This window comes from Pseudomonas sp., from assembly GCF_032058845.1.
Classification (GTDB): Bacteria; Pseudomonadota; Gammaproteobacteria; order Pseudomonadales; family Pseudomonadaceae; genus Aquipseudomonas.
The window spans coordinates 12377-24672 of the sequence record NZ_DAMCCR010000016.1 but is presented as its reverse complement, the minus strand read 5'-3'; the positions used below and the strand labels follow the sequence as shown (position 1 = coordinate 24672).

General features: G+C 64.1%; 12 protein-coding genes. 6 read left to right on the top strand and 6 right to left on the bottom strand.

The window, feature by feature from the left end; translation table 11 throughout:
- Positions 1-41: 41 nt before the first annotated feature.
- The 4 genes from RT028_RS05160 to aspA form a co-directional block, all read right to left on the bottom strand.
- A complete protein-coding gene (locus tag RT028_RS05160) occupies positions 42-1148 on the bottom strand; it encodes an extracellular solute-binding protein (protein WP_312933151.1) in 1107 nt (368 codons plus the stop codon).
- Positions 1145-2191 (bottom strand): histone deacetylase family protein, encoded by a 1047-nt coding sequence (locus RT028_RS05155; RefSeq protein ID WP_312933149.1) that lies wholly within the window; start codon positions 2189-2191, stop codon positions 1145-1147. Before RT028_RS05155 ends, RT028_RS05160 begins: the two co-directional genes overlap by 4 nt.
- Positions 2192-2290: 99 nt before the next feature.
- Positions 2291-3283: an AraC family transcriptional regulator gene (locus RT028_RS05150; protein WP_312933219.1), complete on the bottom strand. Its 993-nt coding sequence runs from the start codon at positions 3281-3283 to the stop codon at positions 2291-2293.
- 255 nt (positions 3284-3538) lie between these two features.
- Positions 3539-4963: an aspartate ammonia-lyase gene (gene aspA / locus RT028_RS05145; protein WP_312933147.1), complete on the bottom strand. Its 1425-nt coding sequence runs from the start codon at positions 4961-4963 to the stop codon at positions 3539-3541.
- Between the two features lie 180 nt (positions 4964-5143).
- Between aspA and RT028_RS05140 the strand changes: the two genes are divergently transcribed.
- The 5 genes from RT028_RS05140 to RT028_RS05120 all read left to right on the top strand — a co-directional run bounded on the left by RT028_RS05140 (position 5144) and on the right by RT028_RS05120 (position 8771).
- Positions 5144-6058 carry a LysR substrate-binding domain-containing protein gene (locus RT028_RS05140; RefSeq protein WP_312933145.1) on the top strand — a complete coding sequence of 305 codons (915 nt, stop codon included), beginning with the start codon at positions 5144-5146 and terminating at the stop codon, positions 6056-6058.
- Positions 6059-6264: 206 nt separating this feature from the next.
- Entirely contained in the window at positions 6265-6756 is a 492-nt protein-coding gene (purE, locus tag RT028_RS05135; protein WP_312933144.1) for a 5-(carboxyamino)imidazole ribonucleotide mutase, read from the top strand.
- Positions 6757-6766: 10 nt separating this feature from the next.
- Positions 6767-7852 (top strand): 5-(carboxyamino)imidazole ribonucleotide synthase, encoded by a 1086-nt coding sequence (locus RT028_RS05130; RefSeq protein WP_312933142.1) that lies wholly within the window; start codon positions 6767-6769, stop codon positions 7850-7852.
- 90 nt (positions 7853-7942) lie between these two features.
- A complete protein-coding gene (locus tag RT028_RS05125; protein ID WP_312933140.1) occupies positions 7943-8188 on the top strand; it encodes a GlsB/YeaQ/YmgE family stress response membrane protein in 246 nt (81 codons plus the stop codon).
- A gap of 49 nt (positions 8189-8237) precedes the next feature.
- On the top strand, positions 8238-8771 hold the full coding sequence (locus RT028_RS05120; protein ID WP_312933138.1) for a DUF3299 domain-containing protein: 534 nt from the start codon (positions 8238-8240) through the stop codon (positions 8769-8771).
- Positions 8772-8801: 30 nt separating this feature from the next.
- Here the strand turns inward: RT028_RS05120 and RT028_RS05115 are convergent, their stop codons facing one another.
- Positions 8802-9698 (bottom strand): D-hexose-6-phosphate mutarotase, encoded by an 897-nt coding sequence (locus RT028_RS05115; protein WP_312933136.1) that lies wholly within the window; start codon positions 9696-9698, stop codon positions 8802-8804.
- Between the two features lie 136 nt (positions 9699-9834).
- Positions 9835-10233: an acyl-CoA thioesterase gene (locus RT028_RS05110; protein WP_312933134.1), complete on the bottom strand. Its 399-nt coding sequence runs from the start codon at positions 10231-10233 to the stop codon at positions 9835-9837.
- 456 nt (positions 10234-10689) lie between these two features.
- Between RT028_RS05110 and RT028_RS05105 the strand changes: the two genes are divergently transcribed.
- Entirely contained in the window at positions 10690-11979 is a 1290-nt protein-coding gene (locus RT028_RS05105; RefSeq protein ID WP_312933132.1) for an MFS transporter, read from the top strand.
- Positions 11980-12296 lie beyond the last annotated feature (317 nt).

Genomic DNA, 12296 nt, shown 5'->3' with positions numbered 1-12296 from the left:
ACCCGACGCGGTCAGAGACCGCGCTAGCGCACGCACAGACCTCAGGTCCCGGACTTGATCCGCGTCCAGGCCCGCGTCCGCGCCCGCTCGGCGTCACGCGGCAACGGCTTGAGGGTATACAGCTTGGCCATTGCCTCGGCGGTCGGGTAGAGGTTGGGGTTGTTGCGAATGGCCGGGCTGACGTTCTCGGTAGCGTCCTTGTTCGGGTTGGGATAACCCACGAAATCGCTGATCGGCGCGATCACCTCAGGCCGCAGCAGGTAGTTGATGAAGACATGGGCGTCTTCGGGGTTGGCGGCGTTTTTCGGAATGGCCAGCATGTCGAACCAGATCGGCGCGCCTTCCTTGGGCAGGCGCATGTCCACCACTACGCCGTTGTTGGCTTCCCGCGCGCGGTTGGCAGCCTGGGAGAAGCTGCCGGAATAGCCTACCGCCACGCAGATATCGCCATTGGCAATGTCGCCCATGTATTTGGAGGAATGGAAATAGGTCACGCTCGGGCGGATCTTCAGCAGCAGGTCCTGGGCCTTTTGATAGTCCGCCGGCTTGCTGCTATTGGGATCCAGGCCCAGGTAGGCCAGGGCCAGAGGCAGAATTTCCGAAGGCGAGTCGAGCATGGCCACGCCGCACTGCTTCAGTTTGGCGATGTTCTCAGGCTTGAAGATCAGGTCCCAGCTGTCTACCGGCGCGTTCTCGCCCAGTGCCGCCTTGACCTTCTCCGGATTGAAGCCGATCAACACCGTGCCATACATGTAGGGCACGGCGAAGGTGTTGCCAGGATCATTCGCTTCGATGAGCTTCATCAACGCCGGGTCCAGGTGCTGCCAGTTGGGCAGCTTGCTGCGGTCCAGTGGCTGGAACACGCCAGCCTCGATCTGCTTGGCCAGAAACACATTGGACGGCACCACCACGTCATAGCCGGAGTTGCCGGTCAGCAGCTTGGCTTCCAGTGCCTCGTTGGTGTCGAAGATGTCGTAGATCAGTTTGACCCCGCTGTCCTTCTTGAAGTCGGTGAGGGTCTGCGGGGTGATGTAGTCGAACCAGTTGTACACGCGCAGGGTGCGCTGCTCTTCGGCCTGGACGTGAACGGCGCTGGCCAGCAGGCTGGCGGCGACGAGTGGGGCGAGCAGACGTTTGCTGAGGGTCATGAGCAAGCTCCTGGCAAGGCGCGCTGGAAACCTTCCAGCACATTGACCGCGTTGATACCGATTTCCTCGACCGCGTAGCCGCCTTCCATCACGAACAGCGTCGGCTTGCCGAGCTGGGCGATGCGCGCACCCATCTTCAGGTAGTCGGGGCTGTCGAGCTTGAACTGCGAAATCGGGTCGTCCTTGAAGGTGTCCACGCCCAGCGAGATCACCAGCACCTCAGCGTCATAGGCATCGATGCGCTGGCAAGCGTCCTCCAGCGCAGCGCTCCAGGCAGCCCAGTCACTGCCGGCAGGCAGAGGGTAGTTGGCGTTGCAGCCTTCCCCTGCGCCTTCGCCGGTCTCATCGGCATAGCCGAGGAAGAACGGAAACTCGGCCTGCGGGTCGCCGTGGATCGAGGCGAAGAACACATCGCTGCGGGCGTAGAAGATGTCTTGGGTGCCGTTGCCGTGGTGGTAGTCGACGTCGAGGATCGCCACCTTGGCCCGACCTTGGTCGAGAAATGCCTGGGCAGCGATGGCCGCGTTGTTCAGGTAGCAGTAGCCGCCCATGACCTCGGCGGCGGCGTGATGCCCGGGCGGGCGGCACAGGGCGAAGGCTGCATGGGCGCCTTGCTCGATCGCGGCCTGGGCGGTCAGGGCCACCTGCGCTGCGCTGTAGGCGGCCTGCCAGGTGCCGGCAGTGATCGGCGCACCCGCGTCGAAACTGTAATAACCCAGCTCGCCCAGCAGGCTGGTCGGTTTGACCTGGCGCAGGGTGCGCGCTGGCCAGGTGAACGGCAGCAGGTCACCGTCGCGCTCCAGCGCCGCCCAGCGGGCCCAGGCGCCTTCGAAGAAGTCCAGGTAGGTGTCGCTGTGGATACGCTGCAACGGTGCGCGGCCAAAGTCGGTGGGGCCACGCACCTCGCCCAACTGTCGTGTCTTGACCCGCTCGAGGACGTGATCGGCGCGCGAAGGCATCTCGAAGCAGGGCATCAGTTGGCCGTCGATCAGCTCGCAGCGGCCGTGGTGCAGGCGGTGGTCATCGGAATAGATCGTCAGCATTGTTGTTCTCCGGGTCACTGGCATGCAGCCATTGTGCTGGGCGCTGACCCGGTCGAAGAACGCCAGGAATGGCCAAAAGGGGATCGATGTGGCCAGCCTTCAGCCGCGGTACTGTCGAGGGCCCACACCGCACCAGCGCTGAAAGGCGTGGCGGAAGCTCGCGGTTTCGCTGAAGCCCAGCGTTTCGGCGATCTGGTGAATCGGCAGGTGCGCCTGCTTGAGCAAGTGCTTGGCCTGCTCGAAACGCAGCTCGTCGAGCAGCTGTTGATAGCTGCAGCCCAGTGCCTGCAAGTGCCGGCGCAAGGTGCGCGACGAGCAGTTCATCTGCTGGGCCAGCCCATCCAGCCCAGGGGCTGCGCTCAATTGCTGCTGCAGCAGCTGACGAATACGCCCCAGCCAGGCCTGGCGCCCGGTGAACTCCAGGTTCAGCCGCCGGCAGCGCTCGTCCATCGCCTGGTGAGTGATAGCGTCGGCCAGCGGTAGCGGGGCCTCTAGCCACGTGCGGTCGAAGGCAAAGGCGTTGTCGGCGGCCTGGAACGCGAGCGGGCACGCGAAGGTGTCAGCGTACAGCGCGTGGTAGCCGGGGCGAGGGTGGGCGAAGCGGGCGGCTTGCAAGGGCAGCGAGTGGCCCAGCAGGTCATCGCAGATCACTTTGAGCGAGACCATGCAGAATTCGGCATTGAAGGCCGCCAGCCCGGGCGCTTCATGGTGCTCGCTGGCACTGAGCCAGACGCGTTTCCCCTCTTCTACAAGGCGCAAGTGGAAGACTGTTCCCAACAGTGCCGGAAATTGCAGTGCCAAGCGTAGGGCGTCACCCAAGGTGGCACTGGACAGCAATGCATAGCCCAGCATGCCGTAGCACGAGACGTGCATGCGCCGCCCCAGCTCCAGGCCGATGTCCTCACGCAGTGCCACGGCGTTGGCGCACACCTGCAACTCTTGCTGGGTGGTGATGCGGGCGTCGGCCTGGCCCAGGTCTGCCGCGCTGATACCGCTGCCGGCGAGCAGTTGCTGCGGGTCGACGCCCTGCTGCGCGAACACCTTGAGGGTCAGCGAAACCGCATTGAGGGTGGTGAGGTGGCTGTGCAGCATGCTCGGGCGTCCGCAGGGGGTGAGGGACATTGCCGAGCAAATTGCATGCCGGATACCCTCGCACCCCTGCACTTTAGTGAGCCAGACGCGCAGAGGGCGCTGCGCGATCACGCGACCTTTTGATGCTTTGCATCGAGCGCCGCGCCGGGGTGCTGGATCTGCCATAAAAAAAGGGCCCGGTGCATGCACGCGGGCCCTTGAAGGGTGGAGGGGTGTCTAGGCCCCTCGACCTGGTGAGACGGTTACAGCGGTCGGTTACGCTTTGAGCGGCACCAGACGCGGGGCGATCATGTTTTCCGGGCGCAGGATGTCATCGAGCATCGCTTCGTCCAGCAGCTGCTCTTCACGCACCAGTTCCAGCACGCCGCGGCCGGTTTCCAGGGCAACGCGGGCGATACGAGTAGCGTTTTCGTAGCCGATGTACGGGTTCAGTGCAGTGACCAGGCCGATGGAGTGCTCGACCAGCTCGCGGCAGCGCTGTTCGTTGGCGGTGATGCCGACGATGCAGTGTTCGCGGAGCATGTCCATGGCGCGTTGCAGCAGGCGGATCGAATCGAAGATCTTGTAGGCGATCAACGGCTCCATCACGTTCAGCTGCAATTGGCCGCCTTCGGCTGCCACGGTCAGGGCCAGGTCGTTGCCCATGATGGCGAAGGCCACCTGGTTGACGGCCTCTGGAATCACCGGGTTGACCTTGCCCGGCATGATCGAGCTGCCCGGCTGACGCGCTGGCAGGTTGATCTCGTTGATGCCGGTGCGTGGGCCACTCGACAGCAGGCGCAGGTCGTTGCAGATCTTCGACAGCTTGACCGCGGTGCGCTTGAGCATGCCGGAGAACAGCACGAAGGCGCCCATGTCGGAGGTGGCCTCGATCAGGTCGGCGGCAGGGACCAGCGGCTGGCCGCTGATCAGCGCCAGGCGCTGAACGGCCAGGGCCTGGTAGCCCGGGTCGGCGTTGATGCCGGTGCCGATGGCGGTGCCGCCCAGGTTGATTTCGGTGAGCAGTTCCGGCGCCAGCGAACGCAGACGGTTGAGGTCTTCGGTCATGGTGGTGGCGAAGGCGCGGAATTCCTGGCCCAGGGTCATCGGCACGGCGTCTTGCAGCTGGGTGCGGCCCATCTTCAGCACGTGATTGAATTCTTGACCTTTGGCGGCGAAGGCCTGAATCAGGCTGTCGAGGCTGGCCAGCAGCGCGTCGTGGCCCAGCAGCAGACCCAGACGGATCGCAGTGGGGTAGGCGTCGTTGGTCGACTGCGCCATGTTCACGTCGTTGTTGGGGTGCAGGTACTGGTATTCGCCCTTCTGGTGACCCATGGCCTCCAGCGCGATGTTGGCGATGACTTCGTTGGCGTTCATGTTGGTGGAGGTGCCAGCACCGCCCTGGATCATGTCGACCACGAACTGCTCGTGGTAGTCGCCCTTGATCAGTCGGCCGCAGGCGGCGCTGATGGCGGCGTGCTTGGCATCGCTCAGGTGCCCCAGCTCGCGGTTGGCGTCAGCAGCGGCCTGCTTGACCATGGCCAGGCCGACTACCAGTTTCGGGTAGTGGGACAGCGGCACACCGGAGAGGTGGAAGTTGTTGGCAGCGCGCAGAGTCTGGATGCCGTAGTAGGCATCGGCAGGAACTTCCAGGGTGCCAAGCAGATCTTTTTCGACGCGGAACGATGCAGCAGCGGACATGATGGATATCATCTCGATGTTGACCCGGCATGTGCCGGAATGCCGCCAATCCTAGGCCTGAGGCATTTTTGCGGCCAATGCTGATGCACGCTAACCTATGCACAAACGGCATACCGATTGATGTGACGTCAACTGACCAGCGAGCGTGTTCCATTTTGGTGCGCGCCGGAGACGGGCTTCATGAACCTTGAAAGCAAATGGCTGGAAGACTTCAGCGCACTGGCCGCCACCCGCAGTTTTTCCCAGGCGGCGGAGCGGCGTTTCGTGACCCAGCCCGCCTTCAGCCGACGGATACGCAGCCTTGAAGCGGCATTGGGCCTGACCCTGGTGAACCGCTCACGCACGCCTATCGAACTGACCGAGGCCGGCCAGCTTTTTCTGGTGACCGCGCGGACCGTTGTCGACCAGTTGGGCGAAGTTCTGCGCCATTTGCATCATCTGGAAGGCGGGCAGGGTGAAGTGGTGCAAATTGCCGCCGCCCACTCCCTGGCCTCGGGTTTCTTCCCGCACTGGGTCGCGCAACTGCGCAATGACGGCCTGAACATCGCCACACGCATGGTCGCTACCAACGTCGGCGAAGCGGTGCATGCCTTGAGGGAAGGTGGCTGCGACTTGATGCTGGCGTTCTACGACCCTGACGCGGCGTTGCAGATGGACGCGGAAATCTTCCCTTCGTTGCACATGGGCACCACCGAAATGCTTCCGGTCTGCGCCGTGGGCTCTGACGGCAAGCCGCTGTTCGACCTGGAAGGCGAGACCAGCGTGCCGCTGCTGGCCTACAGCGCCGGGGCCTTTCTGGGGCGCTCGGTGAGCCTGCTGCTGCGCCAGCGCAGCCTGCGCTATACCACGGTGTGCGAAACGGCCATGGCCGACAGCCTGAAGAGCATGGCGCTGGAAGGCATGGGCGTGGCCTGGGTGCCACGGCTGTCGATGCGCGGTGAGCTGCAGCGCGGAGAACTGGCGATTTGCGGTCCGGCGCAGTGGCATGTGCCGCTGGAAATCCGTTTGTACCGCTGCGCCTTGGTGCGCAAGGCCAACGTGCGGTTGCTGTGGCGCAAGCTGGAGTCGGTGGGCAGCCAGGGCGAGGCGCCGTGAACCGGTGTGGAAGTTGTCCCGCCAGACAGCTTGCCCTTTGATCCGCTCTGTGCTTGCAGGGGTGTGCGGTTCCTTCTGCACTAGGCTATAATCCCGCGCCTTCGGCCGAGCCGGTCGATCAGAATCCACACAACAAGCCACGCCGGTCCCCTGCGTGGCTTGTTGCTTTTAGCGCGCCCGCAGGCGCTTGCAGGAGAGGTTCGACGATGAGTGCACTGGTTGGCGTGATCATGGGCTCCAAGTCCGATTGGTCCACCCTTAGCCACACCGCCGAGATGCTGGAAAAGCTCGGCATCCCCTTCGAGGTGAAAGTGGTGTCGGCGCACCGCACCCCTGATCTGCTGTTCCAGTACGCAGAAGAGGCCGAAGGCCGCGGGATCGAAGTGATCATTGCGGGCGCAGGTGGCGCGGCGCATCTGCCTGGCATGTGTGCGGCCAAGACCCACCTGCCGGTGCTTGGCGTGCCGGTGCAGTCTTCGATGCTGTCGGGCGTCGACTCGCTGCTGTCGATCGTGCAGATGCCCGCGGGCGTTCCGGTCGCCACACTGGCCATCGGCCGCGCCGGGGCGATCAACGCCGCGCTGCTGTCGGCCAGCATCCTGGGCGCCAAGCACCCGCAGTTCCACGCGGCACTCAAGCAGTTCCGCACCGAGCAGACCGACACCGTGCTGGACAATCCAGACCCGCGCCAGGCTTGAGGCTCATTCCATGAAAATCGGTGTAATCGGTGGCGGCCAGCTCGGCCGCATGCTGGCCCTGGCGGGCACTCCGCTGGGCATGAACTTCGCCTTCCTCGACCCGGCGCCAGACGCCTGCGCAGCGCCTCTGGGTGAACACCTGCGCGCCGATTACGGCGATCAGGACCACCTGCGCCAGCTGGCTGACGAGGTCGATCTGGTGACTTTCGAGTTCGAAAGCGTACCGGCTGAAACCGTCGCATTTCTCTCGCAGTTCGTCCCGGTCTACCCCAGTGCCGACGCCCTGCGCATTGCCCGCGACCGCCTCTTCGAAAAAAGTCTGTTCCGCGACCTGGGCATCCCCACCCCGGCGTTCGCCGACATCCTTTCCCAGGCCGACCTCGACGCCGCCGTGGCCAGCATCGGCTTGCCGGCTGTGCTGAAGACCCGCACCCTGGGTTACGACGGCAAGGGCCAGAAAGTGCTGCGCAGCGCGGCTGACGTGGTCGACACCTTCGCCGAGCTGGGCAGCGTGCCGTGCCTGCTGGAAGGCTTCGTAGCGTTCACCGGCGAGGTCTCGCTGGTGGCGGTGCGCGGTCGCGATGGCGAAACCCGCTTCTACCCGCTGGTGCACAACACCCACGACAACGGCATCCTGCGCCTGTCGGTGGCCAGCCAGGCGCACCCGCTGCAAGCCTTGGCCGAAGACTACGTTGGCCGCGTGCTGGAGAAGCTCGACTACGTCGGCGTCATGGCCTTCGAGTTCTTTGAAGTCGATGGCGGCCTGAAGGCCAACGAGATCGCCCCGCGCGTGCACAACTCCGGGCACTGGACCATCGAAGGCGCCGAGTGCAGCCAGTTCGAGAACCACCTGCGCGCCGTGGCCGGCCTGCCGCTGGGCTCGACCGCCAAGGTCGGTGAGAGCGCCATGCTCAACTTCATCGGCGCCGTGCCAGATGTAGCCCGGACCGTGGCCATCAGCGATTGCCACCTGCATCACTATGGCAAGGCGTTCAAGGTCGGTCGCAAGGTGGGTCACGCCACCCTGCGCTGCCAGGACCTGCCCACCCTGCGGGCCAGGATCGCCGAGGTAGAGGCGTTGATCGCGGCGAATTGAACCTCGCCGGGCTTCTTGCCCTCTGAGAGAACAGGTGCCAGCGTGCTCGACCGCCGCTGGCGCGTTTCATTTCATTCAGGAGGGATTGCCATGGGCATCATCGGAACCATTTTCATCGGCTTCATCGTCGGCCTGCTGGCGCGTTTCCTGAAGCCAGGTGACGACAGCATGGGCTGGATCATGACCATCCTGCTCGGTATCGCAGGTTCGTTGCTCGCCACCTATGGCGGCCAGGCACTGGGTATCTACCAGGCCGGTCAGGCCGCAGGCTTCTTCGGGGCGCTGGTGGGCGCGATCATCATTCTGGTGATCTACGGCTTCATCCGTAAGCGCTGATTGCAGATAGAATGCCCGGCAATTCATCCCCTGAGTTGCCGAGCACTCTATGCGCGCGTTGTTCCTCCTTCCCCTGCTGCTGGCCAGCGCCCTGGCTCACGCCGAACTGCCCGAAACCGACTGGCTCGAACTGATGCCCAAGTCGGACCAGAAAGCGCTCGAAGCCATGCCCGAGATCGACCATGACTCGCCCGAAGCCATGGGCACCTTCACCGACAAGGGCGGCCTGAAACAAAGCAAGGGCCTGCCGGCCGTGATGTATTCCACCAAGACCGTGCCTGCCATGAATGGCAAGCGTATCCGCCTGGGCGGTTATCCGGTGCCGCTGGAAAGCGACGCCAAAGGCAACAGCACGTTGTTTTTCCTGGTGCCATACCCGGGCGCCTGCATCCACGTACCGCCGCCGCCACCCAACCAACTGGTGCTGGTGCGTTATCCGAAAGGCCTGAAGATCAGCGACATCTATACGCCACTGTGGGTGAGCGGGCCCTTGAAGGTGGAGAAGGTCAGCAATGACCTGGCCGATGCGGCCTATGCGCTGGATGCGCAGGTGGTGCGGGTGGTGGAGGACGCGGACCTCTGAGCCCGGCCCGCGATTGGATGGACAGCCGCGTTATAACGGCTCGCTGCTGATTCTCACTGACAGGGCGTGACTGGCGCCAGGCGCGAGGGTCAGCACGTCGTGCCAGGCGTTGGCGGTCTCGATGCAGAGCATGCCCTGCCAGGCGTCGTTGGCCATGTCCGGCAGCTCGGTCGCGCGCTCGGTCCAGGGGTTCCAGATCACCGCCGAGTGCGAGCCCTGGGTGTGCAGGGTGATACGGCGTTTGTGCTGCGCATCGACGATGCTCAGGTGCGGCGGGGGATCGAGATAGATGCGGTCGGTTTCACCGGCGAAGGTGAGGGCGCCTTGCTGAGTACGTTGCTCCCAGTCGGCGAGGGTCTCGATGTAGTCGAGGCCTTCCACCCCTTGCACCTGCACCTGGCGCACGTCGCTGACGGCGAAGTAGGTATGCAGTGCCTGGCTCAACGTCACGGGCTGTGCACCGAGATTACGGTTGCTCAAGGTGATGTGCAGGGAATCGCCCAGTGCGATGCACAGCCTGAGTTCGACGCTGTGCGGCCAGTCGGGCAACCCGCCCTGCGCCTGCGGCATGTCGAATTCGAGGCGTACCGTATCGCCCTGTTCTTCAATGCCCAGCAGTTGCCAGTCACAGCCGCGTACCAGGCCATGAGCCGGCGCGGGCTCACCGTTGTACATCGCCTGCACCGCCTCGGGGTTGCGCCGCAGATTGCTGAACCACGGCCAGCACACCGGGACACCGCCGCGTACCGATTTGCCCTGCTTGAACAGCGCTTGTTCGCTCAGCCACAACAGCGCTGGCTCACCGGTTTTCCGGTACCGCAGAATCTGCGCGCCTTGCTGGGCGATGACCAGCTCGGCCCGGGCCGTGGTGATGCGCCAGCATTTGAGTTCGCCCAGCACAAGGGTGTCGACGTTGGCAGTGGTCATTCGCAGGATCCTGTTGGCGATGCGGGAGAAAGGCGGCCATTGGCGTCAGCGCGGCGGGCCGGCGGACGTTGCGAGCCGCCGGGGCCAGGTTGCGACGCACTTACGCTGGCCGCTGTCCAGGGTGGCCAGCGGCAGCTTAACGCTGCGGCACGGCGCGGGTGCGGCCGCTGCTGTCGATGGCGACGAAGACGAACACCGCTTCGGTGACCTTGCGCCATTCGCTGGACAGCGGGTCGTCGCTCCACACCTCGACCATCATCTGGATCGAGCTGCGGCCAATCTCCAGGGTCTGGGTATAGAACGACAGCTGCGCGCCCACGGCCACGGGCACCAGAAAGGCCATGCGGTCGATAGCCACAGTCGCCACACGGCCCCCGGCGATACGGCTGGCCATGGCGGTGCCGGCCAGGTCCATCTGCGCCACCAGCCAGCCGCCGAAAATATCGCCAAAGCCGTTGGTTTCGCGCGGTAGCGCGGTGATCTGCAAGGCCAGGTCGCCTTGTGGAATGGGATCTTCTTGTTCGAGCTCAATCATGCCGAGGGGCCTCTGACCCGTGACGCTTCGTGAGAGGGCGCATCAGACTGGATGCGAACAGGGTCTGCGCGACGGTCGAGCTGCGGTGTAGGCAGGTTCGCACGCGGGCCCGGTCAGTCTATTCATCCATAGCCCTGAAGGCGCGAGATAAACGACGATCGCGGCACATGGTACGCCCCTTTCACCGATGCAGGCGGCTTGTGGCAAAACTCTGCAACGTTGCCTGAGCAGATTGACCGCTGTTTTCACACAACATCCCACATCAGATGCAGCCTTTTCCTACGAGCGACGCAGTATATAGGCCGTTGCCAAGCGCTTCGACCGCCGCTTCATGAATATCCTCTACAGGGCCAGGTGCCTATGAGCGCGGCAGGTCAATTTGCTATCTTCCTTGACCGCCCATTCCAGAAGCCGCGAACAGCGCGGCCTGCGTGCCCCACAAGAGTGCAAACCCCGATGACCACCGTGCCCAGCAATACCGAGCAGCCCGCGCGACCGCTTACCCGCAACGACTACAAGACCTTGTCACTGTCGGCCCTGGGCGGCGCACTGGAGTTCTACGACTTCATCATCTTCGTGTTCTTCGCTGCGGTCGTCGGCAAGTTGTTCTTCCCGCCGGAAATGCCCGAATGGCTGCGCCTGATGCAGACCTTCGGCATCTTTGCCGCCGGCTACCTGGCACGGCCCGTCGGCGGCATCGTCATGGCTCACTTCGGCGACCTGCTGGGGCGCAAGAAGATGTTCACGCTGAGCATCTTCATGATGGCCGTGCCCACGCTGATCATGGGCTTGCTGCCGACCTACGCGCAGATCGGCCTGATGGCGCCGGTACTGCTGCTGTTGATGCGGGTCATCCAGGGCGCGGCCATTGGTGGCGAAGTGCCGGGAGCCTGGGTGTTCGTCTCCGAGCACGTGCCTGCGCGCAATACCGGTTATGCCTGCGGCACGCTGACGGCGGGGCTGACAGGCGGGATTCTGCTGGGCTCGCTGGTCGCGACCCTGATCAACACCCTGTACACCGCCGAAGAGGTGGCCGATTACGGCTGGCGCATTCCCTTCCTGATCGGTGGCGTGTTCGGCCTGTTCTCGGTGTACCTGCGCCGCTGGCTGCATGAAACCCCGGTATTTGCCGAGATGCAGCAGCGCAAGGCCCTGGCCGAAGAGCTGCCGTTGCGCGCGGTGCTGCGCGATCACCGCGGCGCGATCATCCTTTCGATGCTGCTGACCTGGCTGCTGTCGGCCGGCATCGTGGTGGTGATCCTGATGACACCGGCATTGCTGCAAACGCTCTATCACGTCAGCCCCACCGATTCGCTCAAGGCCAACAGCCTGGCGATCGTCCTGCTCAGCCTCGGCTGCATCGGCACCGGCTGGCTGTGCGACCGCTTCGGTGCCGGCCGCGTGCTGGTGATCGGCAGCCTCCTGCTGCTGGCCAGTTCCTGGAGCTTCTACCACAGCCTGGCCACGCACCCCGAGCTGCTGTTCGGGCTGTACGCCCTGACGGGTCTGTGCGTCGGGGTGATCGGCGCGGTGCCGTTCGTGATGGTCAAGGCGTTCCCGGCAGTGGTGCGCTTCACCGGGCTGTCGTTTTCCTACAATGTGGCCTACGCGATCTTCGGCGGGCTGACGCCGATGGTGGTCACCGCGCTGCTCAAGTTCAGCCCGTTGGCACCGGCGTATTACGTGGCGGGGTTGTGTGTGTTGGGCATGCTGATCGGGATTTACCTGCTGGCGCACAAGCGCTGATCTCACCGCTCTGATTCACGCGAAAGCCGCCGCAGTCATTCTGCGGCGGCTTTTTTGCGCGCGGACACTTCTTGTAATTGACCGCTGACGCCTGAGCGTTATGTAGCGCAGCCAAGACCCTGCTGGAAAAGACCCTGAGCCATACAGACGAGGAGACTCTGTATGACTCAGAACGTACTACCTGAAAACGGCGGCGGAACCGTCAACATCCGCGACGGCGCCCCTGGGGCTAGCAGTGGCAACCAGGGCTTTTTCAGCATTGGCGGCGGTGGTGGCTTTGGTGGTGGCTTCGGTGGCCCCAGCCGTAAGCGCGCCAA

Bases quoted from the DNA above. Each gene is read 5' to 3' on its own strand.
- RT028_RS05120 (WP_312933138.1), top strand. From the start codon at position 8,238: ATGCGCGCGTTGTTCCTCCTTCCCCTGCTGCTGGCCAGCGCCCTGGCT.
- RT028_RS05110 (WP_312933134.1), bottom strand. From the start codon at position 10,233: ATGATTGAGCTCGAACAAGAAGATCCCATTCCACAAGGCGACCTGGCC.
- aspA (WP_312933147.1), bottom strand. From the start codon at position 4,963: ATGTCCGCTGCTGCATCGTTCCGCGTCGAAAAAGATCTGCTTGGCACC.
- RT028_RS05115 (WP_312933136.1), bottom strand. From the start codon at position 9,698: ATGACCACTGCCAACGTCGACACCCTTGTGCTGGGCGAACTCAAATGC.
- RT028_RS05155 (WP_312933149.1), bottom strand. From the start codon at position 2,191: ATGCTGACGATCTATTCCGATGACCACCGCCTGCACCACGGCCGCTGC.
- RT028_RS05105 (WP_312933132.1), top strand. From the start codon at position 10,690: ATGACCACCGTGCCCAGCAATACCGAGCAGCCCGCGCGACCGCTTACC.
- purE (WP_312933144.1), top strand. From the start codon at position 6,265: ATGAGTGCACTGGTTGGCGTGATCATGGGCTCCAAGTCCGATTGGTCC.
- RT028_RS05140 (WP_312933145.1), top strand. From the start codon at position 5,144: ATGAACCTTGAAAGCAAATGGCTGGAAGACTTCAGCGCACTGGCCGCC.
- RT028_RS05160 (WP_312933151.1), bottom strand. From the start codon at position 1,148: ATGACCCTCAGCAAACGTCTGCTCGCCCCACTCGTCGCCGCCAGCCTG.
- RT028_RS05130 (WP_312933142.1), top strand. From the start codon at position 6,767: ATGAAAATCGGTGTAATCGGTGGCGGCCAGCTCGGCCGCATGCTGGCC.
- RT028_RS05125 (WP_312933140.1), top strand. From the start codon at position 7,943: ATGGGCATCATCGGAACCATTTTCATCGGCTTCATCGTCGGCCTGCTG.
- RT028_RS05150 (WP_312933219.1), bottom strand. From the start codon at position 3,283: ATGCTGCACAGCCACCTCACCACCCTCAATGCGGTTTCGCTGACCCTC.